Below are 23,879 nucleotides of genomic sequence, written 5' to 3' on the forward strand. Positions count from 1 at the left end.
TTGCACCGCCACGAGTAGCCGATGGCCGAAGACAACGAGCCGCCCGACAGCAAGCTGACGCGCACCAAGGAAAAATGGGCGCGCGAGGGCCGCTTTTTGACAGGCAAGATCACGCGCCCGGAAGATCAGCGCCTGCCGCCCGGTCAGCATCTGACAAAGGACTGGCCGGTGCTCGATCTCGGAGTCGTACCGCCGATTTCGCGCGAGCACTGGCGGCTCGACGTCTACGGCGCGATCGAGAACCCCGTGTTCTGGACCTTTGCCGAGTTCGCCGCCCAGAAGCAGGCGCAGTTCATCTCCGACATCCACTGCGTCACCACCTGGTCGCGCTACGACAATGAGTGGGAGGGGCTCGCCACGCGCGAGCTGCTCGCGGCCTGCCAGCCGCACCCGGACGCGCGCTTCGTCGTGTTGCATTCCCATGATGGCTACACCACCAACCTCGCGCTGGACGACTTTGCCGCCGAGGACGCATTGCTCGCCCATAGCTGGTCCGGTGAGCCATTGTCGGCCGAACATGGCGGCCCGGTACGGCTGGTCGTGCCGCATCTGTATTTCTGGAAGAGCGCCAAATGGGTTCAGTCGATCGAATTCCTGACCGAGGACGCGCCGGGCTTCTGGGAAGTCCGTGGCTACCATAACCGCGGCGATCCCTGGGCAGAGCAACGCTATTCGGGCGACTAGGTTCAGCAAGGAACGGGGGAAACCCATGCCGACAGAGCGCTTTCAATTCACCGGCGAAGGCGGCCATCAGCTTTCGGCCGCGCTGGAGCTACCCGACGGCGAGCCCGGGGCCTTCGCGCTGTTCGCGCATTGCTTCACCTGCGGCAAGGACACGCTGGCCGCCAAACGCATCTCGGTCGCGCTGGCCGCCAAGGGCATCGCGGTGCTGCGCTTCGACTTCACCGGGCTCGGCTCCAGCGAGGGGGATTTTGCCAATTCGACGTTTTCCTCCAACGTTGCCGATCTCGTGCGCGCCGCCGATCATCTGCGTAGCGTCCGCAAGGCGCCGTCGATTCTGATCGGTCACAGCCTCGGCGGCGCCGCGATCCTTGCGGCAGCAGGACGAATCCCGGAAGCCAAGGCGGTTGTGACCATTGCGGCACCATCCGATCCCGCCCACGTCACCGGCCTTTTCAAAGAGCATCTCGGCGACATTCGCACGCAAGGTGAGGTCGAAGTCTCGCTTGCGGGACGCCCGTTCCGGATCAAGCGCGAATTCCTCGACGACGTCGCCGAGCACGAGCTGATGAAAGACGTCGCCGGCCTGCACAAGGCGCTGTTGGTGATGCATTCTCCGGTCGACGATACCGTCGGTATCGACAATGCGACGAAGCTCTTCGTCTCCGCCAGGCATCCCAAGAGCTTCGTCTCGCTCGACCATGCCGATCATCTCCTGACCAAGCCGGCCGACGCGCTCTATGCAGCCGACGTGATCGCGGCCTGGGCGAGCCGGTACATCGACGCGGCCAAACCTGCGAAGGCGATGGATCTCCCCGAGGCGCCGCGCCGGGTCGTGGTGCAGGAGACCCGCAAGAGCAAGTTCAACCAGACCATCTCCGTCGGTCCGCATCAGCTCGTCGCGGACGAGCCGGTCGCCGCCGGCGGCGAGGATGCCGGCCCTGGTCCTTACGATCTCCTGCTCGCTGGCCTCGGGGCCTGTACCTCGATGACCATGCGCCTCTATGCCAACCGCAAGTCGTTGCCGCTCGATCGTGTCACCGTCTCACTGAAGCATTCCAAGATCTATGCAAAAGACTGCGCGGAATGCGAGACGCGCGATGGCATGCTCGACCAGATCGAGCGCGACATCGCGATGGACGGCGCGCTCGATTCCGAGCAGCGCAAGAAATTGATGGAGATCGCCGACAAGTGCCCGGTGCACCGGACGCTGACGTCGGAAATCCGCATCGTGACCAAGGCCGAGGATTAGCGCGACTGCGCTAGAAGCACGACGCCATTGTTCGCACCGCCGCGGTGATCTCGCTCTCGCGCCAGGCCGCGAAGCCGAGCAGCAGGCCGTGGTCGCGCGGCCTGCCCAGTGCCAAGCCGGACAGGGCACGCGTTTCAACGCCCGCTTCGACCAGCCGCTTGACCGCCACCTGATCAGCGCGACCGCGCTTGAGACGCGCGACGAGCTGAATGCCACCGGGGGGCACTTCGGCAGAGAGCACATCGCCCAAATGGCGCTCCAATCCCTCCACGAGGTGATCGCGGCGGGCGTGATAGATCCGGCGCACCCGGCGCAGATGCGCCAGGAAATGCCCGTCGGCAATGAACTCGGCCAGCGCCTCCTGGATGTGGCTCGCGGCGATCAGTCCGATGTGCCGCTGTACGATCTCGAGAGTACCGACCATGGCCGGCGGTACGACGAGGTAGCCAAGCCGGATATCCGAGGTCATGACCTTGGAGAACGTGCCGACATAGAACACGCGGCCGTGGGCATCGAGTCCCTGCAAGGCCGGCACCGGCCGGCTATCATAGTGGAATTCGCCGTCGTAATCGTCCTCCACGATCCAGGTCTTGCCGGGCCTGCTCAGGCCAAGAAACTCCCTGCGGCGCGAGAGCGACATCAGGCGGCCGGTCGGGTGCTGATGCGACGGCGTCATGAAGATCAAGGTCGGGGCCGCCAAGCCACGAATCCGCTGCATGCCCTGCTCGTCCAAACTCATCCCGATCACGCGCGCACCGGATGCGCGGAAGGCGGCCGCGGCGCCGGGATAGCCGGGATCCTCGACCCAGACATCGTCGCCGGGGGTGATGACGGCGGCCGCGATCAAAGTCAGCGCAGCCTGCGCGCTCGGCAGAATCAGGATCTGATCCGCCGTCGCGCGCACGCCCCTGCTGGTCGCAAGATAATGCGCCAGTGCCTCGCGCAGGCGCGGCCGATTGACCGGTCCGAGCTCGCGCCTCGCCGCGCGCACAGCGCTGCGGCGCAGGCAGCGCGCCCAGACCTCGTTGGGAAACTCCCTGAAATCGCCATGTCCGGGACGCAAGGGTCTCAGTCGCGCCTGATAAGACATCGGCCAGTCGGTCTGCGTGAGGCTCGACGCCCAGGGCGAAAGCCGCGGCTTGCCAGGGCGTATGCGAGATGCGACGGCGCCAGCCTCTGTGACGCGCTCGCCGCCGTCGACCGCAACCATCGGACGGCGGCCGTGCGAGGCTTCGAGATATCCCTCGGCGGCGAGTTGCTCGAACGCATAGCTGACGGTGTTGCGCGAGACGCCGAGATCGCTCGCAAGCCCACGGCTCGACGGCAGCGTGCGGCCTTTGACGAGACGCCCGGTCGCGATCAAGCTTCGGAGCTGGCTCGTCAGTTGAGCCACCAGCCCCTCGTCGTCGGCCCGGTTCAGGTCGATCAGGGCGGAGATCATGCTGTCCGGAACTGGCACCCTATTCCTTTCCGATCTGGCACTGTTTCAGGTGCCAGACGAGATGCTATCCGCTGGACTGGACTGCTTCAAGGACCTCCGAAATGAACTCCCTATCCCCCCGCGCAGCCGTTGGCCTGTTTCTCATCGTCGTGCTGGCTTGGGGCATAAACTGGTCGGTGACGAAGCAACTCGTCCAATTCCTTCCACCACTGTGGGCTTCAGCGATCCGGAGTTGGATCGCGCTGGCTGGATTGTTCGTGATTCTCGGGCTCAGCAACAATCTGATGATTCCGGAGCGTCGCGACATCCCGGTGGTCCTGAGCGTTGCACTGCTGCACATGACCGTGTTCTCGGTCCTGGTTGCGGCCGGTGTGCGCTTCCTACCCGCGAGCAAGGCCGTTGTGCTCGGCTACACCACGCCACTCTGGGTCGCGATCGCCGCGCCGCTGCTCGGGAAGGACACTTTGACGGCGCCGAAGCTCGCCGGCGCGCTGCTGGGCCTGATCGGCCTGATCGTCATCCTGAACCCGGCCTCGATCGACTGGACCAACACCAATGTCGTGCTCGGCGCCGGCATGGTGATCCTGGCCGCGATCTCATGGGCCGCGAACATTATCTATATCCGCGCCCATCGCTGGATTGCCTCGCCGCTCCAGCTTCTGATCTGGCAAGTGCTCGTGGCAACCATCGTGCTATCGGTGAGCGCGACCATCGCGGATGGCCTGCCGCATGTGGAGTGGTCGTGGAGACTCGTTTTGCTGTTCCTGTATTCCGGGCTGATCGGGACGGTGCTCGCCTATTGGGCGATGTCGATGGTGAATAAGAGCATCTCGGCCCTGACGACCTCGCTCGGCACCACCGCAACGCCGCTCGTCGGCATCGCCAGCGCCGCGATCCTGCTGGGCGAGCCGATCGACATGAGTCTGGTGATAGCGGCCGCGCTGATCATCACCGGCATCGGGCTCGCAACGCTCGGCGATCGCCTGCTGCGTGGTCAGGCTACCGCGAAGGGCTGAACGCGCAGCATCCCGCGCAATCCCGCCGTCGTGCCGAGCAGGATGCCGGCGACGGCGACGAATGAGCCGAGCGCGAGCGTCGACACGCCGGTGAGCCCTTGGCCGATCGAACAGCCGAACGCCATCACGCCGCCGATGCCCATCAGTGCGGCGCCAGCCGCCGATCGCAGCATATGGCGTGGCGAGGAATAGCCTTCGAGATGGAAACGGCCCGTCGCAAGCGCGGTGACCAGACTGCCGGCGAAGACACCTGCAACCGTCGCGATGCCGAAATTCAGCGTCAGGCCCGTCGAGAGCATGGCATATTGCAGGCTGTCCGCGATCGGCGCGACGAAGGTAAGCGAGGTCACGGGGACGGGGTTGAAATCATCCGCGCCGAGATAGCCGGTGACGAACCAGCCGCCGGCGACGAGGAGACCGACGACGACACCGGCTGCAATCTGGCCGGGCGAACGTCGGAACGCTGGGTGCGCGAAAGCAAACAGGATCAGCGTGACGACAACGACAGCAGCAGCCATTGCGCGCGAAAGCGCTTCAGCCGGACCGAACATGGCGAACAATGACGGCAGCGAATTCACGTTGACCGTGGTTTGCGAGGCCTGGACCACGGCGATGCGCGCCGGCGCGATCAGGCCCTTGAGCGTCATCTGCGCGGCGATGGCGAGCACGACCACCACGACGAAGGAGCGGAGATTGCCACGACCGAGCAGCACCAGCGCGCGCGAACCGCAGCCGTTGGACAGTACCATGCCGTATCCGAACAGAAGTCCGCCGAGAAACAGCACCGGCGTCGAGAAGGACTGTTGCAGGTAAATCGACTTGCCGAGATTGACCATGCCGGTGCCGGCGAGGAACTGGCTCGCTGTGGTCGCAACCGCGATCGCCAGCGCATAGGTTCGGACCAACCGCCCATCCCCCTCCGACAACCAGCCGCGCATGCTGCTCATCAGGCAGAAGCCGCTGAGCAGGCCGACAGCGCCGTAGACCAGGCCGACGACGAGGCCGGCGAGGATGATGAGTTGGGGAGACGAATCCATGATCAAGGTTTCAGGATCACGCGATCCCGCGAGGAGCCTGCAACGGCGACATAGGCCTCCTTCGCGCGTTCGAGCGGATAGACGGCGTTCGCCTTGATCGGAAACGGTTTCAGGTGCCCGCTCGCGAAGCCCGGGCCGAGGTCACGCAGCACAGCGCCTGTCGCGATCGACGACAGGCCGAGCGTGTCGATGCCGACATAGGTGTGTTGCCCGCGGTAGAATTCGAGAATGTTGAACTGCACGATGCGGTCGATGGCGGCGATCAGGATCTGGCGGCCGCGAAGCGCGAGCGACTTGTGCGCCGCCTGGAAATAGGGATCGCCGACCGTGTTGAAGACGATGTCGGCGCCTTTGCCATCGGTCAACTCGCGCACGCGTGTGGCGACGTCGGTCGCGGAAGCGTCGATCACCTCGATGGATGCATTGGTGTGGCCCTCATAAGGTTCCGCCTTGCGCACCACGCCGATGATACGCGCGCCCTGCCAGGTCGCGATCTGCACCGCCGCCTGACCGACCTTGCCGTTGACGCCGAACACCAGCACCGTTTCCCCGGGCTTTGGAATACCGGCGCGGCGAAAACCCTCCATGGCGGTGACAAAGGGCACGCCGATGCCGGCGGCCTCCTCCCAGGACACGGTCTTCGGCTTCTCCACCACCGCGTCGGATTCAACGACGAGATGGCTGGCGTGAGTGCCGTCGCGGCGGATGCCGAGATCGCCGGAGGAGCCGAACACCTCGCGGCCCATCGTACCGGCCGGCCCGTCGATCACCACTCCGGCGTAATCGCGCCCCGGCGTGCGCGGGAAGATGGCATAGGCCATTAGCCCAGTCGCGGCCTTGACGTCGGACGGATTGACGGCGGCGGCCTTGACCTCGATCAGGAGATCGTTCGGACCGCGCGCGAGCGTATGAGGCTCGACGCGAGGTGCAATCCCAGCGGCGTTCTCGGCCTTGGCATTGAGGCGGACGCAGCGCGCCTCGACGGCTTTGGGATCGGCTGACGACATGGAAAAGATCCGCGATTTCTCGCGGGCCTTGTCGCCTTTGGGGGCGGTCAAGTCAATCCGTCAAGTCAATCCCGTCAACTCAATCCTTCGGCCGCTTGTCGTAGAGCCGCTTCGCCTTGCCGAGCGAGCGTTCCAGCGTCGCAGGCGCAACCACCCGCACGTTGGAACTGATCCCGATCGTGTTCTTGATATGGGTTGAGATCCGATCGGCATGGTCGAGGAGACCCCGGCCATCCCAACTCTCCGGCCGCGCCTCGGCAATGATGGTCAACTCGTCCATGCGTCCTTCCCGAGTCAATTCCAGAATGAAATGCCCGCCGCACCAGTCGGTGGCGAGCAGAACCTCCTCGATCTGGGTCGGGAACAGGTTGACGCCGCGCAGGATGATCATGTCGTCCGAGCGCCCCGTGACCTTCTCCATCCGCCGCATGCCCGGCCGCGCCGTGCCCGGCAGAAGCCGCGTCAGGTCGCGGGTGCGATAGCGGATCACCGGAAAGGCTTCCTTGGTGAGCGATGTAAACACCAGTTCGCCCTTCTCCCCGTCGGGCAGCACCGCACCGGTGTCGGGATCGATCACTTCGGGATAGAAATGATCCTCCCAGATATGCAGGCCGTCCTTGGTCTCGATGCATTCCTGCGCGACGCCGGGGCCGATCACCTCGGAGAGACCGTAGATGTCGGTCGCATCCATGTCGAAGGCATCTTCGATCTCGCCGCGCATCGCATTGGTCCACGGCTCCGCGCCGAAGATGCCGACCTTGAGCGAGCATTGGCGCGGATCGAGCTTCTGACGCTTGAACTCGTCGAGGATCGCCAGCATATAGCTCGGCGTCACCGTAATGATGTCGGGCCGAAAATCGTTGATGAGCTGCACCTGCCGCTCGGTCATGCCCCCGGAGATCGGCACCACAGTGCAGCCGAGTTTTTCGGCGCCGTAGTGCACGCCAAGCCCGCCTGTGAAAAGACCGTAGCCATAAGCATTGTGGATGATCATGCCGGTGCGGCCGCCCGCGGCGCGGATCGAGCGTGCCATCACGTCCGACCAGGTGTCGATGTCGCGTTGCGTATAGCCCACCACGATCGGCTTGCCCGTCGTGCCGGAGGACGCATGCACGCGCACCAGTTTCTCACGGGGCACGGCAAACATGTTGAAGGGATAATTGTCGCGCAGGTCCGTTTTTACGGTGAACGGAAATTTCGCAAGCTCCGAGAGCTCGCGAAAGTCGGACGGGTGCACGCCGGCCGCGTCGAAGGCCTTGCGATAGTGCGCGACGTTGTCGTAAGCGTGCTTCAGCGACCAGGCCAGCCGCTGCACCTGGAGTGCCATGATCTCGTCGCGCGATGCACGCTCGTGCGCATCCAGCTCGGCCTTATAGGTGTTGCCACCTTCCTTGAGCCTCGTCAGAGCCATCCTCGTTTCCCCGTATCATTGCTTTTCTTTATTGATCCTGCGCCGGCAGCCAGTTTCCGGGCATGACCCGCGAATGCCCGCGGAATTCGGCGATGACTGTATCGCCGGCGGTGACGCGCACGTCATAGATGCCGGAGCGGCCGCCACGCGTGACCTCGCGGGCCTTTGCGACGAGGCGATCGCCGAGCTTGCCTGGCTTGATGAAGGTGATCTGGCCCTGCGCCGCCACGACGCGGTCGTTGTGCGAGTTGCACGCGAAAGCGAAGGCGGAATCGGCCAGCGTGAAGATGAAGCCGCCATGGACGATGCGCTGACCGTTGACCATATCCGGCCGCACATTCATCGCCAGCGTCGCGAACCCCGGGCCGATCTCGACGATCTCCATGCCGAGTCCTTTGGAGGCATCGTCCTCCGCCCACATCGCATCGGCGCAGGCGCGGGCAATATCCTCGGGCGACAAGGCGGCTTTGACGTTCACGCGCTTCTCCCGTCCGATTGTTTGGACACGATGTTCTGCTGCCTGGCTAAAACTGTCAAACGTGGTCGTAGTCGACCACGACCCGCTCCGACGATGGCTTGGCCTGACAGGTCAGGACAAAGCCGGCCTTCAGCTCCCAGGGTTCCAGCGAGTAGTTGATGTCCATCGGCGCCTCGCCCTCCACCAGTTTGGCACGGCAGGTCGAGCACATGCCGCCCTTACAGGCGAAGGGCAGATCGACACCGGCGCGTAGCGCGGCATCGAGGATCGCCTCGTCCTCTGCCACCGGCACGTCGCGGCGCTTGCCGTCGATGATCAGCGACGCGATCGCTTTCGGCGGCGCGTCCGGCGCAACGATCTTCTTCGGCCGCGGCTTGCCACCGAACTCCGAGACAAACCGCTCGACATGGATACGCTCCTCCGCGATGCCGAGATCGCGACAGGTCGCCTCGATGTCCTCGCTCATGCCGGACGGACCGCAGATGAAGACGTGATCGACGCTTTCCGCCGGTACCAGCGAGCGCAGCAGCACCCTCACCTTGTCGCCGTCGAGCCGGCCGTGCAGGATCGGAATGTCCTGTTCCTCGCCCGAGATGACGTGGAAGATCGAGAGGCGGTCGATGAAGCGATCCTTGAGCTCTTCGAGCGCCTCGAGGAACATGATGTTGTCGGTCGTGCGATTGCCGTAGAACAGGAAGAAGCGGCTGTCGGCTTCGCGCGCGAGGACGCCCTTGACGATCGACAGGATCGGCGTGATGCCGGACCCAGCGGCAAAGCCGACATGGATGCGGCCGCCGCCGGCCGGCGGGATCACGCCGAAGCGTCCCGTGGGCGTCATCACGTCCAGCGCGTCGCCACACTTCAAATCGTCCGCTGCCCAGCTCGAAAACGCGCCTCCATCAACCTTCTTGACGGCGATCCGTATCTCGCCGTCGTCGGGGCCGGAGCAGATCGAATAGGAGCGGCGCACTTCCTCGCCATCCAGCATGGTGCGGAGTGTGAGGTATTGACCGGGCGTGAAAGCGTAGTCGGTCGCAAGCTCCGTCGGGATGGCGAATGTCAGCGATATGGCGTCCGACGCCTCGCGGCGGAGGTCGTTGACGGCCAGGCGATGAAAGCGTGGTGCGACTGCTGACATGGTCAATGACACTTGAAATAATCGAAGGGTTCGCGGCACGCCCTGCAGCGCCAGAGTGCCTTGCAGGAGGTGGAGCCGAATTCGGACAGCAGCTCGGTATTCGCCGAGCCGCATTGCGGGCACACAACGGCTTGCTCGCCGAACAGCGCGCGGCGTGAATTCGAGGCCTGCGGCGGTGCGATGCCGTAGGCATGAAGCTTCCGGCGGCCCTCTTCGCTCATCCAGTCGGTGGTCCAGGCCGGCGACAGCACGGTGCGGACCTTTGGACTGCGGAAACCGGCGCGCTCCAGCGCGACCTCGATTTCCAGCGCGATCATGTTCATGGCCGGACAGCCCGAATAGGTCGGGGTGATCGCGACCTCGACCTGATCGCCGTCGAGGACGACATCACGAAGCACGCCGAGATCGGCGATGGTCAAAACCGGGATTTCGGGATCGACCACGCTCGCCGCGGCATCCCAGGCCCGTCGGCGCAGGTCGCTATGGGGCTCCAGCACCGTCACCATGTCTGCCCCGGGAAGGTACGCTGTATCGATTGCAGCTCTGAGAGGAGATGGCCGAGATGCTCGCTGTGCCGGCCCACCCGGCCGCCCTGCTGCATCCAGTCGTTCTGCGGCAGCTTGAGCGTTGCTTCGCCGATCACATCCGAAAGTGTCGTCAGCCAACGACCCCGCAAGGTGCCTGGGTCTACGGCGATACCGGCATGGATCAAGGCGTGCTCGCCGTCGTCGACGGCAAACATCTCGCCGGTGAAAGCCCAGAGATGATCGATCGCAGCCTGCGCGCGGGCATGGCTCTCGTCGGTGCCGTCGCCGAGCCGGATCATCCACTCCGAGGAATGCCGCAAATGATAGGCACTCTCCTTCTCCGACTTCGCGGCAATCGCAGCGAGCGTCGTATCGCGCGAGGTCATCATGGCGCGCCAGTAGAGATCGGCGAAGGCGGAATAGAAGAACTGCCGCACCAGCGTCTGGGCAAAGTCGCCGTTCGGCTGCTCGAGGAGCAGCAGATTGCGATACTGCCTGACATCGCGAAGGTAGGCGAGCTTGTCTTCGTCGTTGTCCTTGCCTTCGGCTTTGGCTGCGTAGGTGTAGAGCTCGCGGGCCTGGCCGATGAGGTCGAGCGCGATGTTGGAGAGCGCCATGTCCTCTTCCATCATCGGCGCATGCCCGCACCATTCCGACAGGCGGTGGCCGAGGATCAGCGCGTCGTCGGCGCGGCGTAATGCGTAGAGCACCAGCGGTGTTTCGGAGACCTCGATGTTCGCCATCACATGTGTCCTACTTCCTCAGGCACCTCGTAAAACGTCGGGTGGCGGTAGATCTTTGATTCCGCCGGCTCGAACATCATGCCCTTCTCGGCGGGATCGCTTGCGGTGATCGCCGTCGACGGCACCACCCAGATCGAAAGGCCCTCACCGCGACGCGTGTAGATATCGCGGGCGGCTTGCAAGGCCATCGTGGCGTCGCTCGCATGCAGCGAGCCGACATGCTTGTGCGCGAGCCCGTTGCGGCTGCGAATGAAGACTTCCCACAGCGGCGTGTTCGGCGTGGCCATCGCGATCTCCCTACTCTGCCGCTTGTGCAGTTCGACGCTGCGCGCGCTTTGCGGCATTGCTAGCTGCCGCCTCGCGCACCCAGGCGCCCTCATCGTGCGCCTTGCGGCGTGCCGCGATGCGATCCCGGTTGCATGGGCCGTTGCCGGCGAGCACCTGCTTGAACTCGGTCCAGTCGATCTCGCTGTAGCGCCAGTGCCCGTCGGCGTCCTGAATCATGCCGGGATCGGGAATGGTCAGGCCGAGATATTGCGCCTGCGGCACGGTGGCGTCGACGAACTTCTGCCGCAGCTCGTCATTGGAGAAGCGCTTGATCTTCCACTTCGTCGAGGTGTCGCTGTGCTGGCTGGTGGCATCGGGCGGGCCGAACATCATCAGCACCGGCCACCACCACCTATTCAAGGCATCCTGCGCCATCGCCTTCTGCTCGTCCGAGCCACGGCACAGCGTCAGCATGATCTCGTAGCCCTGGCGCTGGTGGAACGACTCCTCCTTGCAGACGCGGATCATCGCGCGGGCATAGGGACCGTAGGAGCAGCGGCACAGCGGTATCTGGTTCATGATCGCGGCGCCGTCGACCAGCCAGCCGATGGTGCCGATGTCGGCCCAGGTCAGCGTCGGATAATTGAAGATCGAGGAATATTTTGCCTTGCCCGCGAGCATGGCGTCGACCAGCTCTTCGCGCGAAGTGCCGAGCGTCTCGGCCGCGGCATAGAGGTAAAGCCCGTGGCCGCACTCGTCCTGCACCTTGGCGAGCAGCGCGGCCTTGCGGCGCAAGGACGGCGCGCGCGTGATCCAGTTGCCTTCGGGCAGCATGCCGACGATTTCGGAATGAGCGTGCTGGGAGATCTGGCGGGTCAGCGTCTTGCGATAAGCCGCAGGCATCCAGTCGTTCGGCTCGATGCGCTCCTCGGCATCGATGCGCGTCTGGAACTGCGCAGCCTTGGCCGCATCCTCGAGGCCGCGATCATCGGTCTCGGCCGTGTTCAGCGCCTGGGTATACATGCGCATCCTCCCATTTTATTGAGAGGCAATATATAACAAGAATAAGATCACGCAAGATATTTCTGTAACATAACAATCAAGTCTCGAATCTCCTCTCCAGGAGTTTCCGCGCCAGCGGCAATGGCCCCTTTTCATTGGTCCCATGACCATCAAGCCATTGTTCCGATGGGACAAGCAGCGCGCGATAGATGTCGCCGCACAACGCACGGGCGGCCTTGCCTGGCCAGTTCGCCGGAAGCAGGCTTTCGGGCAGCAGCGGATCGCGCAGCACGACTCGGCGATAATGGTGGATCAGGAGGATGCGCGCCGTGAAGGCGTCGGCCTCGGACAAGTCGCTGCCGCGCGCGATCGCGGCGCGCAGCGGCTCGAACGTCTTCATGAACTTGAGATAGGCGTCCGCGGTGCGATCCAGCGGCCAGCTCGCACTGAGCAGCCGGCGACCACTGTCATCCTCGGCCGAGACCTCCAGACGGATGGCGCCCGCGGCCTCGCCGGGCACTGGCACGCCTGACGGGGCGACCCACACGCCCGGCAGCGGGCTGCCGAAGCCGGCATTGCGGAGCGCCTCGCGCGAGGCATCGCGATCCTCGCCATTGCCGATCAGAAGCAGCTCGAAGCGCCCGGTCCAGTCGGATGGCGGCGGATCGTAGATATGCCGCGTCGCGGCCTCGAATATCTGGCGGCCCTTGTCGGCCAAGCGGTAAAAACTATTGCGGCCGACCTTTTCGCGCGTCAGCCAGCCATCGGCAGCAAGCCGCGACATCGCGGTACGCACCACGCCGCTGTCGATGTCCAGGGTCTCGAAGAATTCCAGCAGCGTGCCGAGCCATACCGAACCGCCACGCGGCACGATGGCATCACCGAATACCGTGATGACGATAGAGCCGGTGCGCGACGGCTCGCGCTTGAGCTGATCGATGATGCGGGACAACGGATGCGCCATGCGCGAGGCATAGCGCGTTTGGTGCGGGCACGACAATGGACGGGTGCGACGCTCTTCTCCCTTGCCCCGTTCTTACGGAGAGAGGCAAAGAATTACCGATGCGGATCGGGATAGACCACGCTGCGCCAGCCGCTGCGGTCGAAGGGCCGCCAGCTGCCTTCCTTCTGCGCAAGGCGATCAGCCACCGCGAAGACGGCGGCGGGATGATGGCCCATGCCGCAATGGCTGCTCTCGATCTCGATGCTCTCGGTCTGCGCGCCCGTCTTCTCCATGCAGCCCTGCCAGGCGCAGACGCCGTCGGTGCGGCTGAAGATCGCCGTGGTCGGCACCGGCGGCGGAACGGCGAGATCGCCGCCGAACTGCGGGTCGACCTCGTTGGACTTCCGGCCGCTCGCCCATTCATAGACTCGCCAGGCATTGGTCGAATGCGGATCGCCGGCAAAGGGGCTGCCGAGCGTGATCACCTGGCGTACGCGGTCGGGCATCATCTTGGCGAGTTGGCGCGCATAGAGACCGCCGAGGCTCCAGCCGACCAGGCTGATCTTGCGGCCGTGCCTGTCGCTGAGCTCCTGAACCAGATCCACCATCGCGTGCTGCACGCCCTCGCGCAGGCCATAGTTGCGGCCCTGGCGCCAGCCGCTCACCGCATAGCCCTTGCCGGACACAAAGGTGCGCAGTGCACGCGTGGACCCGTCGGAGGCCACGAGGCCCGGCAGAACCAGCACCGGATGCCCATCGCCGCGCGGCGCGAGGCTGAGCAGCGGCAGCGCGCCGAGGAAGGCGCCGAACTCGTGGATCGCTCGCCCTTCCAGGAACATCAGGGTGCGAGACGGCGGGCTCAGCGTCTGGGCAGTAGCGGTCATCCATGGTCCCCTTGGGAAAATTGCTGAAAAGGCCACCGGTTGTTTGCCGGCAAATGGGTATGGGATTCCAACACGCCGGCTTCTTGATCGTTCCGCAACGCAACATGAATCAGCTAGGCAGCGGGTTCCCGACATTCAAGCGGGAGACACCCCGGGCCACAATAGGCCCGCGCGTTAATGCTGACGTCCGTGACGCAAAAGTCACAACAATCGAAGCAGGAATTCTACGGAGTAAAGCGCAAGACCCGCCAGCCCGCCGATCAGCGAGCCGTTGAAGCGGATGTATTGCAGGTCGCGGCCAATGTTGATTTCGATCAGCGAAATCAGCTGCGCCATATCCCACGATTTGACCTGGTCGGAGATGAAGGTCGAGACGCCGCTCTTCTGGTCCGCGACGAAACTGCGCAGCACCGCGACCAGCCCCTTGTTGATCTCGCCGCGCAGCTCGGCATCGCCCGCAAGCGCTTCGCCCGCCGCGACACACATGCCCGCGAGATGATGCTGCAGCACCTGCGTCTCGCCGCTTGCACTACGTTCGATGAAGGACCGCGTATTGGCCCAGACGGTGCGGGCGAGATCGGCAAGCTCGGGACGCGCGAGCAGATCGCGCTTCAAGCCGTCGATGCGGTCGATATAGGCCTGGTCGGTGCCGAGCCGGTCGACGAAGCTCAGCACCATGCGATCGAACTCGCCGCGAAAAGGATGTTTGGGATCGCTGCGCACTTCATTGAAGAACGCGGTGGCGGAGGCCACGATCTTGTTCACCAGAAACTTGTCGGCGCGATAGAGCCTGAGCAAGGTTGGCAATTCCGCGCGCACCTTCTCGCGGATGATCGCCATCGTCTCGGTCTGGTTCAGCGTCTCGTGCATCACGCGCAGAAGATCGTCGAACAGGATCTGGTGCCGCCCTTCCGCGACGAAGCCGCGCAACGTGCCGGCCGCGAGCGGCGCCAGATCGACGGCCTGGAGCTGCGAGGACATGCGGCGGATGATGAAGGTCATCAGACCGGAGCTCTCGGTCGCGGAGACAGCCTCCGGCAGCAGGCGCAGCGCAAAGCGCGCGAGGTCATCGCTGCGCTTGCGATCGCGCAGCCAGTCGGCGACGAAGGAGCCGAAATCGATCTCCTTCAGCTTGGCCTCGACGGGAGCGGCCTCGAGGAAATGCACCTGGATGAACTCGCCGAGCTTGTCGGCGATACGGGCCTGGTTGCTCTGGATGATCGCGGTGTGTGGGATCGGCAGGCCGAGTGGACGCTTGAACAGCGCGACCACCGCATACCAGTCGGCGAGCCCGCCGATGGTCGCGGCTTCGGCGAAGGCCGCGATGAATCCGAACACGGGATGTACGGGCAGCAGCCATTTCGCAACGACGAACAGGACAAGCGTCGAGCCCAGCACCAGCGTCGCCAGCGCTTTCACGCGGCGCAATTCGGCTGCGCGTTCGGCGTCGCCGGGAGTGTCGAAAGAGAAGGCGCCTGATGGAGTCATCACAGCATCACCCTATCCGTCATTGCGAACGAAGCGAAGCAATCCAGAGTCTTTCCAAGGAGGCAGACTGGATTGCTTCGCTTCGCTCGCAATGACGGCTACGGCGGAATAACAAAAGGCCCGCCGAAGCGGGCCTCAAATTCAGTTTTTACTCAGGGGGCCGTATCAGGCGGTCTTGTTGTAGACCTTGGCAAAATTGTCCTGAGCGGACTTCGCACCGTTAGCGGCGAGCTTGCCGAAATAGTCGGTGGTCGCCTTGGCGCGCGAGACGAACGCTTCGCCGCGGGCGCGGAGCAGGCCGGACTGGATCTCGACAGCTTCGCTGAACGACTTGGCGGACGCGAGCTTGTCGATGCCCGCGAAGAATGCCTCGGCGTCCTCGTAGATCGCCTGCTGGATGTTGCGGCTGATCTTGCCGGCTTCGGTGACGGTCTCGGTCACCGCGTTTTCGACGGCGGCGGTCACGCGCTCAGAGCCAGCGAACACCTCGGCAGCACGGTCCTTGGCAGTGTTGGCGGACTTCTTGACGAACTCGCGGGCGGCCTCGGGAACTTCCAGGTTCTGGATGTTCTTGAACGCGTCCTTGAAGCCTTCGAAAGCGGTGTTGGTTTCGGTGGTCATTGGGGGTCTCTCCATCCTCATTGGTTGAGCTATGGGCTCACCCCGTCCGGTTTTGGCCCGGGGCACGGCTTATATGCCATAGTTAATTGTGCGATGCAATATCCATATTGCAATGCGATATCACGAAACCGTGAATAGCCATGTTGAGAGGCATCTGGCGCCTCCCTGACCATCCGGGTTCCCGAACACCGTCCAGCGGTTCTCAATGCTGGACGGCGCCAAGCAGCCCATAGGCCTCCATCTGGGCCTGGACCTGCGCGATGTTGTGCCCGAGCACCACGATATCGTGGGTCTTGCCGTCGACGTCGCGAACATGGTCGCGCAGCAGTGCCTCGGCCTTGAAGCCAAGGCTCTCGAACAGCGTGATCGCCGCCTGCTGATCGACCGTCATTTGGACCGAGAGCTTCTCGAGGCCGGCCCCGAGCGCGAGGGCGAAGGTCTCCTGCGACAGCGTCCTTCCCACCCCCTTCCCGCGCACGTCGAGCGAAACCACCATTCGGATCTCGCCGACATGAGGCGACCAGGAGTGCGGATCGCGCACCAGCGTGCCGCAGCCGACGACCGTGCCGTCCCTGACCGCGAGCAGGCTCGTGATCGCGCCGCGCGCGATCTCCTTGACCCAGGCGGAGAGCACCTTCGGCTCACTGATGTTGCGCGGCAGGAACAACAGGTCGTGGGTCGGCAGGCCCTTGCCGAAGGCGAGCACCGCGGCTTCGTCCGCCGGGGACATCAGGCGGATCTCGATATCGCCCGCGTCCGTCTTCACATGGCGCGGATAGGAACGCTGCTCACTCATGTCGATCTCTTCCCCAGCCAGGAATCCAGTTTCGGCCACAGCCGCTTCACCGCATTGGCGCCGGCGACCAGCGAGACGTGACCGCCCTTCAGCATCACCTCCTCCTTGTCCTCCGATCCGATCTTGGCGATCAGGTGCTTTGCCGCCTCATACGGCACGATGTGGTCATGCTCGGCGACCGCATGCAGGAACGGCACCTTGATGTCCTCGAGCTTCGCCGCACGGCCGCCGACCGACATGGTGTCGTTGAACAGCTTGTTGTCCCACATCAGGTCCTTGGTGATGGTGCGGAAATATTCGCCGGCCAGCGGCAGCGTGTCGGTCGCCCAGCGGTCGAACATCCGGTAGGATTTGACGAACTCGTCGTTCCAGATGTTTTCCCAGAGCTGGATCTGGCTGACGGTGCGGGAGGCCGGGCGCAGCATCTCGAACGACGACAGGATCATCTCGGGCGGCACGTTGCCGACGCTGTCGACGAGGCGATCGACGTCGAAATAGCGACGGTCGGAGAAGTTCGAGAACAGCTTCATCTCGCGAAAGTCGATCGGCGTGGTGAAGCAGATCAAATTCTTCATCGGCCCATCCTTGTGGATCGAGCCGTAGAGCAGCGACAGCACGCCGCCGAAGCAATAGCCGATGACGGAGACGTCCTGTTCGCCGGAATCCTGCTGCACGCGGCGGATGCAGTCCGGGATGAAGTCGAGGACATAATCCTCCATGCGGAGGCTCTTCTCCTCCGGCCGTGGCGCGCTCCAGTCGAGCATGTAGACGTCGTAGCCGCGCTTCAACAGGAACTCGATGAAACTCTGGCCGGGCACGAGGTCGAGAATGTAACCGCGATTGGTGGTCGCCATCACGATCAAAATCGGAATTCGATAGATCTCGTCGGACATCGGTCGATAGTGGTAGAGGCTCATCGTGCCGCGTGAATGCAGCACGTCCTTCGGCGTCGACCCGAGCGTGGGGCCGGACGTCGAGAAATATTCGACGCCCTTGATGCTTCTCTGGATGGCGCGTTGCACCTCGGACTGGATGCGCTCCGGGATCCCTGCGAAGTCTAATCCGGCGGGTGCATTCATGTCTTCTCTCCGCCTTCAGACGGCGGGCGCTTGGTGCGCGGCGGGCGCAATGCAGTATCGGAGCCCTGAGAAATTCCGGAACTTGCCGCCATCTGGCTCAGCATCGACTTGATCTCACCGATCTGTCCTTCGATGGACTGTAGCCGTTCCGCAAGGCCGGTGACCTGGTCCCGGCTCGGCAGATTCATGGAGACCAGATATTTCTCCATGAGGTCGCCGAGCTGCTTCTGAGCACCTGCAGCAACGCCGCCGGCCCGGTTCACGGCTTGCGAAAACTCGGGCGACGACATGGCCTGATTGGCGAAGGAGTTGAACCCCTTCTCCATCTCGCCAACCATCTTCTGCCACATGGCAATGGGGTCGTTGCTTTTGTCGGTCATCGGCGTCCTCCTGAAAGCGAGAGCTTCGATGCCCTTCCTTTTTCGCCATACCACACCGTTGCGCGGTGCCGGTCAACCGGCAAGCAGCGGGTCCGGTGTCGCGGACGCGGCTTCATTGCGAGGGGAAACCGTGCGATACAGCATTAATCAAAAGCCGAGGGAACGCACCCGTGAACGCCTATCATCCGCCGCAAACCGTCCACGCCAACGGCATCGACATCTGTTACGAGACTTTCGGCAACGACAGTGCCGAGCCGCTGCTTCTGATCATGGGGTTAGGCGCCCAGATGATCCACTGGGACGATGCGTTCTGTGAGCAGCTCGCCGCGCACGGCTTTCGCGTCATCCGGTTCGACAATCGGGACATCGGCAAGTCGAGCCATCTCACAGGCGGCAAGCGTCTGACGCCGCTCGAGCTGTTGAAGCTCCGGTTTCTCAGGATTCCTGTGGCCGCAACCTACAAGCTGATCGACATGGCAAAAGACACTGTCGGGCTGATGGATGCGCTCGGCGTCAAGTCGGCGCACCTGGTCGGGGCGTCCATGGGCGGCATGATTGCGCAGGAAGTGACGTTGTCGTTTCCCGAGCGGGTGGCGCTCGCTCACCTCGATCATGTCGACGACCGGCAATCCGCGCCTGCCGCCCCCGACACGCGAGGCCGCCGCGATGCTGATGGCGCCGCCGCCGCGCAGCAAGGAGGAGTTCATCGTCCGCTACGGCCAGACCTGGAACGTGTTGCGGGCCGGGTCCTTCCCGGAGGAAGAGGCGCTCGATCCCGGTCGTGCCGAGCGCGTGTTCGCGCGCGGGCTCAATCCGGCCGGTGTCGGCCGGCAGCTCCGCGCGGTGCTCGCCTCGGGTAGCCGCAAGGAGCGGCTGCATGGCGTCAAGACGCCGACACTCGTCATCCACGGCACCGTCGATCCGCTGGTCCGCCCCGAGGGCGGCAGGGACACGGCAGAGTCAATTCCGGGGGCCAAGCTGCTGATGATCGACGGCATGGGCCACGCGCTGCCGATGCGGTTCTGGCCGGACATCATCGACGCCATCGCCAAGCACGCCCATGGCGCGGAGGTGCAGGCGGCGTAGATTGACCGACGCAGACAGTCTCCTCACGGTGACCATGTGAGCTGCCGGTTACTCTCTTAACGCGTGCCGGTGCGAAAGCTATACAGGCCTCCTTCAATCGCTGAGAACCTCAATCGCCAACAAAGAGGCCGCGGCCTCTCGGAGTTCACATGCATCTCATCGTCCGGTCGGCCGCAATCGTCGCTGCTTCAGTCCTCACGCTGTCCCTCGCCAGCGGCGCCGCGATGGCGGGTGGCGCGCAAGAAGAAGCCAATCGCAAAACTGTCCTTGCGTTCTACGAGAAGGGGCTCAACCAAAAGGACGCCGATGCAGCCCTCGCCTATGTCGGCGACCGCTACGTCCAGCACAATCCAAACGCGGCCGATGGTCCGGACGGATTCCGAAAGTTCATTGGCTTCCTGCGCGAGAAATTCCCGAACTCGCACAGCGAGATCAAGCGCAGCTTCGTGGATGGCGACTACGTCATCCTGCACGTTCACGCGGTTCGCGAGCCCGGCAGCAGGGGCAATGCGATCGTCGACATCTTCAAGCTGGAGAACGGCAAGGTTGTCGAACACTGGGACGTCGTGCAACCGATCCCGGAAAATCCGGCGAACAACAACACGATGTTCTGACGGATCGAACCGGTTGCTGGGCAGGCGGCCTAGCTCTTCCTCGCCAGCCAGATCACGTGACGTGCGCCACCGCCTCTTCCGGTGGCGCGGATATTGACTTCGTTGACTTCGAATCCGGCGCTCCCGAGCCGCTTTGTGAAGGCCGGGTTGGGCCCCGAGGACCAGACCGCGAGCACGCCGCCCGTCCGCAGCGCCGTCTTCGCCGCCTTCAACCCACTCGCATTGTAGAGCGCATCATTGCCCTTCCGGGTCAGCCCTTCCGGCCCGTTATCGACGTCGAGGAGGATGGCATCGAATGCCGACCGCTGCGCCCGGATGATTTCGCCAACGTCGGTTTCCCGGATGCTCACCCTGACGTCATCGAGACTGTCACCGAACACCTGCGCCATCGGACCCCGCGCCCAGGCGACCACCGCCGGCACGAGCTCGGAGACAACGATCTTCGCCTTGCTTCCGAGCACGGTCAGCGCCGCACGCAGCGTAAAACCCATGCCCAGGCCCCCGATGAGGACGACAGGTTTTGCGACCGTCTCGATCTGCTTCGCCGCGAGCGTGGCGAGCGCGGCCTCCGAGCCCGACAGGCGGTTGTTCATCAGCTCGTTGGTGCCGAGCTTGATTGAGAACTCCTTGCCTCGCCGCATCAGGCGAAGCTCTTCATCGGAGCCGGGGATTTTGGCGGTATCGATCTTTTCCCAGGGAATCATGCGAGAGCTTTAGCACGTCCGGCTGCCGGGTTATCCACCCGCCCATACGTCCAGAACATACCGGTTCTTTGCACCCATCTCCTCGATCCAGCGGGCAGCCGTGGCGGCATCGCTGCCGCTCTTCTCGCGATGGATCGCGACCAGCGCCGCCTTCACGTCGGGCTCCATCTTGCTGCCGTCGCCACAGACATAGACGATCGCGCCCTGCTCGATCAGCGGCCAGATCTTGTCCTTCTGCGCAGCGAGGACGTGCTGCACATAGGTCTTTGGCCCCTCCGCGCGCGAGAACGCCGTGAACAGCTCGGTGATGCCGCTCGCCGCCAGCGCCTTCAGCTCGTCCGCGTAGAGAAAATCCTGATCGGGATGACGGCAGCCGAAAAACAGCATGGCCGGACCGAGCGCGGCGCCCTTGACCTTGCGCGCGGCGCGCTCCTGGAGGAAGCCGCGGAACGGCGCCAGTCCCGTGCCCGGGCCGATCATGACGATCGGCACGGATGGATCGTCCGGGAGCCGGAAGCCGGCCTTGGTCTCACGCACGGTTGCATGGATCACGTCGCCCGCGCGTCGATTGGCGAGATAGTTCGAGCAGATACCCTTGTAGGTGCCGCGGCCGGAGGCGGCCGGTCCTTCAACCACGCCGACCGTGACGCTGCAACGAACCGGGTCGACCGACGGCGAAGACGAGATCGAGTAATAGCGCGGCGCCAGCAGCGAGAGCATTTCCAGATAGACGTGGAACGGCAATTCGCAGGCCGGATATTCGAGCAGCAGATCGAACACCGATTTTCGCCTGGCCAGAATCTCGCTGCGATAGCGCTCGAGTGTTTCGGCCTCCTCGCCAACGAAGGCCAGCAGTTTTGGTTTCGTGACCGGACAACGCGTATGCTCGGCCATGATCTGAATCTGCTTCCGTGTCGCCACTTGCTGGAGCTCGACGAACTCGCTGAGCAGGCGGCCCACTGACACGGCATCGCCGACCGGCAATTGCGCGCGGCGGCCTTCGGCGACCTGAAGCCTGATTTGGTCGGCCGGCAGGAAGCCGAAGCGACGGGCAACCGAATCCACCAGCGTCGGATCGTTGCGCGGGACCACACTCAGATGATCGCCGACGCGGTACGTGATGTTGGACGGCAGCTGCACCTCGATGTGGCGCGTCGAGCGCTCCGACGGATTGGAACCGGCCTTGTTCTGAAGCTCGTCATTGACCACCACCTTCATGGCCACCGCGCCGCCCTGGGCGACGATGGTGTTGACGGCGGTCACCGCGACCGGCTCGATCGCGTAGAGCGGATCATCCTCCGCGGTACGGGTGAAATTCCAGTCGATGCCGAATTCCTTGGTCGCGACCTGGGCGGCCGCCGGGAACCATTTCTGAAACTGGCCGTCGAGATCGCTGCGCGCATCGCCTTCGCCACGCGGATAGACCGCGCGCGCACCATGCGCCGATAATTGTTCATCGATGAAGCGCGGTACCGATTGATAGGTCGCGGCCCAGTCGCTGTTGCCGCAGCCGAACACGGCGTAGCGCACATCGGCAAACGCATCCTTCGGCAGCTCGTCGCCGAGCCATTTGACAAATTGTGTCGCATTGTCCGGCGGCGCGCCGTTATAGGAGGCGCAGATGATCAGGACGCCGCCCTCCCGCGGCAGCTTGCCGACGTAATCGTCGAGCGGCCCCAAATGCACGGCAAAGCCGTTGATCTCGGCAAGGTCGGCCATCCGCGTCGCCAGCTCTTCGGCGGTGCCGAGATTGGAGCCGTAAAGTACGAGCATCGGCGTGTTGTGGCCGGGACGCGCGGTGGGCTGGCGCGGTGCCTTCGGCGCCGACGACACCGCTACAGGTCCACCATAAGCGCCGCGCTCGCGATCGGCGCGCGGACGGACCTTGATCTTGAAGCCTTCCGGCTTCATCGTGAGCGTTTCCTTCAGATGCATCTGGTAGCGCTGGTGGTCGACGAGCTTGAAGCGCTGGAGGATCATGCCGAGCGCGAGCGCGGCCTCGTGCATGGCGAAGCCGCGGCCGATGCAGGCGCGCTGGCCGTTGCCGAACGGCTTCCAGGCATTGATCGGCCGTTTGGCTTCCGCCTCCCGGCTGAAATTCTCCGGATCGAACGCATCCGGGTTGGGACCCCAGACAGAGGGATCGCGATGCAGCGCGGTCACCAGGATGGTGGTGAACGTGCCCTTCCTGAGCTTGTACTTGCCGCCGCCGATAGCCTCGTCGTTCAGTGGGGAGATGCCATAGGCCGGCGCCGGCGGCCATAGCCGCAGCGCCTCCTTGAGGATCTGCGTGATGTAAGTGAGCTGCGTGACCTGTTGATAGGTCGGACGCACGTCGACATTGGGACCGAGGACGCGGTCGACCTCGTCATAGGCTTTTTTGAGAATGTCGGGGTGCTTGAGCAACGCATAGAGCGCGCAGGACAACAGGCCGCTGGTGGTCTCGTGGCCTGCGATCAGGAACGTGTTGATCTGGTAGCGGATGTTGACGTCGTCGAGCTGCTCGCCGGTCGAGCGATCGACGCCCGTCATCATCGCCGCAAGCATATCCTTCTTGTCGTCGGTCGCCTCGCCTCCCTTGCGGCGCTCCGCAATGATCTCGTCGACCATCCTGTTCATGAAGTCGACATCTTCAGCCATGGTCTTGCGCCGCTTCTGCATCCAGAGCTGCTCGAACGGCAGGCCGCGCGTCATCATGATGGTTTCGAGCGAGCGCACCAGCGACTCGACGAAGGGGTGGTAATCGCGCCGGTAGAACGAATTGAAGCGGTAGTCGAAGCCGCACAGGCCGATCGTATCCAGCGTCAGCGCCGTCATGTCGTGGACGACGTCGATCTCGTCGTCGGCGTTGAGCCGTTCCCATTTGCCCACGAGCTGCTCCGCGATGTCGACCATGCTCGGGTGATAGGACTGCATGGCGCGGTTGCCGAAAGGCTGGAGCAGGATGTTGTGCGCCTTGCTCCAGTTCGGCTCCCTGGTGTCGGCCGTGAACAAGCCGTCGCCGCCGACCGCGCGCACCCGCCGCAGGGCACCGCGCACCGTCTTGTCGAAACGCTTCTCGTCGGAGAGCTCGTCGACGAGATCGTGGCCGGAGACGACCACGATCGGCGAGCCCATCATGTCGAGCCAGAAGATCGGCCCCAGCTCCTTGGCAAGCCGGGTCAGATGCTGCACCGGTGCGGCCGAATCCAGCGACAGCATGTTGCCGACCACCGGCTTGGTCGGCGGCTGCGGGATCGGGTCCAGACGGTTCTTCGATGACATTAAAAGTGCTTCCCCTGCCT

At 63.9% G+C, this 23,879-nt stretch carries 25 protein-coding genes; 6 read left to right on the plus strand and 19 right to left on the minus strand.

The features are described 5' to 3' along the window. Positions 1–21: 21 nt before the first annotated feature. Both IVA93_RS26040 and IVA93_RS26045 read left to right on the plus strand, forming a co-directional pair. Positions 22–684: a sulfite oxidase-like oxidoreductase gene (locus IVA93_RS26040; RefSeq protein WP_247363474.1), complete on the plus strand. Its 663-nt coding sequence runs from the start codon at positions 22–24 to the stop codon at positions 682–684. A gap of 25 nt (positions 685–709) precedes the next feature. After that, positions 710–1,933, plus strand: a complete 1,224-nt coding sequence (locus IVA93_RS26045; protein ID WP_247368208.1) for a bifunctional alpha/beta hydrolase/OsmC family protein — start codon at positions 710–712, stop codon at positions 1,931–1,933. 10 nt (positions 1,934–1,943) lie between these two features. Here the strand turns inward: IVA93_RS26045 and pdxR are convergent, their stop codons facing one another. Then, complete coding sequence (gene pdxR / locus IVA93_RS26050) at positions 1,944–3,374, minus strand: MocR-like pyridoxine biosynthesis transcription factor PdxR (protein WP_247368271.1); 1,431 nt, start codon at positions 3,372–3,374, stop codon at positions 1,944–1,946. A gap of 101 nt (positions 3,375–3,475) precedes the next feature. Between pdxR and IVA93_RS26055 the strand changes: the two genes are divergently transcribed. Beyond that, positions 3,476–4,390: a DMT family transporter gene (locus IVA93_RS26055; RefSeq protein ID WP_247363476.1), complete on the plus strand. Its 915-nt coding sequence runs from the start codon at positions 3,476–3,478 to the stop codon at positions 4,388–4,390. Here IVA93_RS26055 and IVA93_RS26060 read toward each other — a convergent pair. From IVA93_RS26060 to IVA93_RS26135, 16 genes are all read right to left on the minus strand, one after another. Next, the gene (locus IVA93_RS26060; protein WP_247363477.1) at positions 4,369–5,427 is read right to left on the minus strand and encodes a YeeE/YedE family protein; all 1,059 of its coding nucleotides are present in this window, start codon (positions 5,425–5,427) and stop codon (positions 4,369–4,371) included. The genes IVA93_RS26055 and IVA93_RS26060 overlap by 22 nt on opposite strands. 2 nt (positions 5,428–5,429) lie before the next feature. Continuing rightward, positions 5,430–6,434 carry a quinone oxidoreductase family protein gene (locus IVA93_RS26065; RefSeq protein ID WP_247363478.1) on the minus strand — a complete coding sequence of 335 codons (1,005 nt, stop codon included), beginning with the start codon at positions 6,432–6,434 and terminating at the stop codon, positions 5,430–5,432. A 79-nt stretch (positions 6,435–6,513) separates the two neighbouring features. Beyond that, positions 6,514–7,845: a phenylacetate--CoA ligase PaaK gene (gene paaK, locus IVA93_RS26070; protein ID WP_247363479.1), complete on the minus strand. Its 1,332-nt coding sequence runs from the start codon at positions 7,843–7,845 to the stop codon at positions 6,514–6,516. A gap of 28 nt (positions 7,846–7,873) precedes the next feature. After that, entirely contained in the window at positions 7,874–8,323 is a 450-nt protein-coding gene (paaI, locus tag IVA93_RS26075; RefSeq protein WP_247363480.1) for a hydroxyphenylacetyl-CoA thioesterase PaaI, read from the minus strand. A 55-nt stretch (positions 8,324–8,378) separates the two neighbouring features. Continuing rightward, positions 8,379–9,461, minus strand: coding sequence for a 1,2-phenylacetyl-CoA epoxidase subunit PaaE (gene paaE, locus IVA93_RS26080; RefSeq protein ID WP_085352162.1), 1,083 nt, complete (start codon positions 9,459–9,461; stop codon positions 8,379–8,381). Positions 9,462–9,463: 2 nt separating this feature from the next. Beyond that, the gene (gene paaD / locus IVA93_RS26085) at positions 9,464–9,967 is read right to left on the minus strand and encodes a 1,2-phenylacetyl-CoA epoxidase subunit PaaD (RefSeq protein WP_018457018.1); all 504 of its coding nucleotides are present in this window, start codon (positions 9,965–9,967) and stop codon (positions 9,464–9,466) included. Continuing rightward, positions 9,961–10,731, minus strand: coding sequence for a 1,2-phenylacetyl-CoA epoxidase subunit PaaC (gene paaC, locus IVA93_RS26090; protein ID WP_085352161.1), 771 nt, complete (start codon positions 10,729–10,731; stop codon positions 9,961–9,963). Before paaC ends, paaD begins: the two co-directional genes overlap by 7 nt. After that, complete coding sequence (paaB, locus tag IVA93_RS26095) at positions 10,731–11,018, minus strand: 1,2-phenylacetyl-CoA epoxidase subunit PaaB (protein ID WP_008136594.1); 288 nt, start codon at positions 11,016–11,018, stop codon at positions 10,731–10,733. The genes paaC and paaB overlap by 1 nt, the downstream gene beginning before the upstream one ends. A gap of 10 nt (positions 11,019–11,028) precedes the next feature. Then, on the minus strand, positions 11,029–12,021 hold the full coding sequence (gene paaA / locus IVA93_RS26100) for a 1,2-phenylacetyl-CoA epoxidase subunit PaaA (protein ID WP_166520826.1): 993 nt from the start codon (positions 12,019–12,021) through the stop codon (positions 11,029–11,031). Positions 12,022–12,097: 76 nt separating this feature from the next. Then, complete coding sequence (paaX, locus tag IVA93_RS26105; RefSeq protein ID WP_247363481.1) at positions 12,098–12,964, minus strand: phenylacetic acid degradation operon negative regulatory protein PaaX; 867 nt, start codon at positions 12,962–12,964, stop codon at positions 12,098–12,100. Between the two features lie 92 nt (positions 12,965–13,056). Then, complete coding sequence (locus IVA93_RS26110) at positions 13,057–13,827, minus strand: esterase/lipase family protein (protein ID WP_247539565.1); 771 nt, start codon at positions 13,825–13,827, stop codon at positions 13,057–13,059. A gap of 201 nt (positions 13,828–14,028) precedes the next feature. After that, positions 14,029–15,315 carry a DUF445 domain-containing protein gene (locus tag IVA93_RS26115; RefSeq protein WP_018457023.1) on the minus strand — a complete coding sequence of 429 codons (1,287 nt, stop codon included), beginning with the start codon at positions 15,313–15,315 and terminating at the stop codon, positions 14,029–14,031. A gap of 165 nt (positions 15,316–15,480) precedes the next feature. After that, a complete protein-coding gene (locus tag IVA93_RS26120; RefSeq protein ID WP_204510614.1) occupies positions 15,481–15,936 on the minus strand; it encodes a phasin in 456 nt (151 codons plus the stop codon). A gap of 202 nt (positions 15,937–16,138) precedes the next feature. Continuing rightward, on the minus strand, positions 16,139–16,732 hold the full coding sequence (locus tag IVA93_RS26125; protein WP_166517674.1) for a GNAT family N-acetyltransferase: 594 nt from the start codon (positions 16,730–16,732) through the stop codon (positions 16,139–16,141). Continuing rightward, positions 16,729–17,811: a PHA/PHB synthase family protein gene (locus IVA93_RS26130; protein ID WP_026233284.1), complete on the minus strand. Its 1,083-nt coding sequence runs from the start codon at positions 17,809–17,811 to the stop codon at positions 16,729–16,731. Before IVA93_RS26130 ends, IVA93_RS26125 begins: the two co-directional genes overlap by 4 nt. Continuing rightward, positions 17,808–18,191 (minus strand): hypothetical protein, encoded by a 384-nt coding sequence (locus IVA93_RS26135; protein ID WP_018457027.1) that lies wholly within the window; start codon positions 18,189–18,191, stop codon positions 17,808–17,810. The genes IVA93_RS26130 and IVA93_RS26135 overlap by 4 nt, the downstream gene beginning before the upstream one ends. Positions 18,192–18,478: 287 nt before the next feature. Here IVA93_RS26135 and IVA93_RS41235 point away from each other — a divergent pair, with 287 nt between their 5' ends. The 3 genes from IVA93_RS41235 (at position 18,479) to IVA93_RS26145 (ending at position 19,891) form a co-directional block, all read left to right on the plus strand. Continuing rightward, positions 18,479–19,051, plus strand: coding sequence for an alpha/beta fold hydrolase (locus IVA93_RS41235; protein WP_371827217.1), 573 nt, complete (start codon positions 18,479–18,481; stop codon positions 19,049–19,051). Further along, positions 19,035–19,277 carry an alpha/beta fold hydrolase gene (locus IVA93_RS41240; RefSeq protein WP_371826784.1) on the plus strand — a complete coding sequence of 81 codons (243 nt, stop codon included), beginning with the start codon at positions 19,035–19,037 and terminating at the stop codon, positions 19,275–19,277. The genes IVA93_RS41235 and IVA93_RS41240 overlap by 17 nt, the downstream gene beginning before the upstream one ends. A gap of 149 nt (positions 19,278–19,426) precedes the next feature. Beyond that, on the plus strand, positions 19,427–19,891 hold the full coding sequence (locus IVA93_RS26145) for a nuclear transport factor 2 family protein (protein ID WP_204510611.1): 465 nt from the start codon (positions 19,427–19,429) through the stop codon (positions 19,889–19,891). Between the two features lie 29 nt (positions 19,892–19,920). Here IVA93_RS26145 and IVA93_RS26150 read toward each other — a convergent pair whose 3' ends face one another. Beyond that, entirely contained in the window at positions 19,921–20,595 is a 675-nt protein-coding gene (locus IVA93_RS26150; protein WP_204510610.1) for a polyamine aminopropyltransferase, read from the minus strand. A gap of 30 nt (positions 20,596–20,625) precedes the next feature. Next, positions 20,626–23,859, minus strand: a complete 3,234-nt coding sequence (locus tag IVA93_RS26155; protein ID WP_247363482.1) for a bifunctional cytochrome P450/NADPH--P450 reductase — start codon at positions 23,857–23,859, stop codon at positions 20,626–20,628. Between the last annotated feature and the right edge of the window lie 20 nt (positions 23,860–23,879).

Source organism: Bradyrhizobium sp. 155 (assembly GCF_023101105.1).
Taxonomy (GTDB): Bacteria; Pseudomonadota; Alphaproteobacteria; order Rhizobiales; family Xanthobacteraceae; genus Bradyrhizobium; species Bradyrhizobium canariense_D.

Bases quoted from the DNA above. Each gene is read 5' to 3' on its own strand.
- IVA93_RS26040 (WP_247363474.1), top strand. From the start codon at position 22: ATGGCCGAAGACAACGAGCCGCCCGACAGCAAGCTGACGCGCACCAAG.
- IVA93_RS26045 (WP_247368208.1), top strand. From the start codon at position 710: ATGCCGACAGAGCGCTTTCAATTCACCGGCGAAGGCGGCCATCAGCTT.
- pdxR (WP_247368271.1), bottom strand. From the start codon at position 3,374: ATGATCTCCGCCCTGATCGACCTGAACCGGGCCGACGACGAGGGGCTG.
- IVA93_RS26055 (WP_247363476.1), top strand. From the start codon at position 3,476: ATGAACTCCCTATCCCCCCGCGCAGCCGTTGGCCTGTTTCTCATCGTC.
- IVA93_RS26060 (WP_247363477.1), bottom strand. From the start codon at position 5,427: ATGGATTCGTCTCCCCAACTCATCATCCTCGCCGGCCTCGTCGTCGGC.
- IVA93_RS26065 (WP_247363478.1), bottom strand. From the start codon at position 6,434: ATGTCGTCAGCCGATCCCAAAGCCGTCGAGGCGCGCTGCGTCCGCCTC.
- paaK (WP_247363479.1), bottom strand. From the start codon at position 7,845: ATGGCTCTGACGAGGCTCAAGGAAGGTGGCAACACCTATAAGGCCGAG.
- paaE (WP_085352162.1), bottom strand. From the start codon at position 9,461: ATGTCAGCAGTCGCACCACGCTTTCATCGCCTGGCCGTCAACGACCTC.
- paaD (WP_018457018.1), bottom strand. From the start codon at position 9,967: ATGGTGACGGTGCTGGAGCCCCATAGCGACCTGCGCCGACGGGCCTGG.
- paaC (WP_085352161.1), bottom strand. From the start codon at position 10,731: ATGGCGAACATCGAGGTCTCCGAAACACCGCTGGTGCTCTACGCATTA.
- paaB (WP_008136594.1), bottom strand. From the start codon at position 11,018: ATGGCCACGCCGAACACGCCGCTGTGGGAAGTCTTCATTCGCAGCCGC.
- paaA (WP_166520826.1), bottom strand. From the start codon at position 12,021: ATGTATACCCAGGCGCTGAACACGGCCGAGACCGATGATCGCGGCCTC.
- paaX (WP_247363481.1), bottom strand. From the start codon at position 12,964: ATGGCGCATCCGTTGTCCCGCATCATCGATCAGCTCAAGCGCGAGCCG.
- IVA93_RS26110 (WP_247539565.1), bottom strand. From the start codon at position 13,827: ATGACCGCTACTGCCCAGACGCTGAGCCCGCCGTCTCGCACCCTGATG.
- IVA93_RS26115 (WP_018457023.1), bottom strand. From the start codon at position 15,315: ATGACTCCATCAGGCGCCTTCTCTTTCGACACTCCCGGCGACGCCGAA.
- IVA93_RS26120 (WP_204510614.1), bottom strand. From the start codon at position 15,936: ATGACCACCGAAACCAACACCGCTTTCGAAGGCTTCAAGGACGCGTTC.
- IVA93_RS26125 (WP_166517674.1), bottom strand. From the start codon at position 16,732: ATGAGTGAGCAGCGTTCCTATCCGCGCCATGTGAAGACGGACGCGGGC.
- IVA93_RS26130 (WP_026233284.1), bottom strand. From the start codon at position 17,811: ATGAATGCACCCGCCGGATTAGACTTCGCAGGGATCCCGGAGCGCATC.
- IVA93_RS26135 (WP_018457027.1), bottom strand. From the start codon at position 18,191: ATGACCGACAAAAGCAACGACCCCATTGCCATGTGGCAGAAGATGGTT.
- IVA93_RS41235 (WP_371827217.1), top strand. From the start codon at position 18,479: ATGATCCACTGGGACGATGCGTTCTGTGAGCAGCTCGCCGCGCACGGC.
- IVA93_RS26145 (WP_204510611.1), top strand. From the start codon at position 19,427: ATGCATCTCATCGTCCGGTCGGCCGCAATCGTCGCTGCTTCAGTCCTC.
- IVA93_RS26150 (WP_204510610.1), bottom strand. From the start codon at position 20,595: ATGATTCCCTGGGAAAAGATCGATACCGCCAAAATCCCCGGCTCCGAT.
- IVA93_RS26155 (WP_247363482.1), bottom strand. From the start codon at position 23,859: ATGTCATCGAAGAACCGTCTGGACCCGATCCCGCAGCCGCCGACCAAG.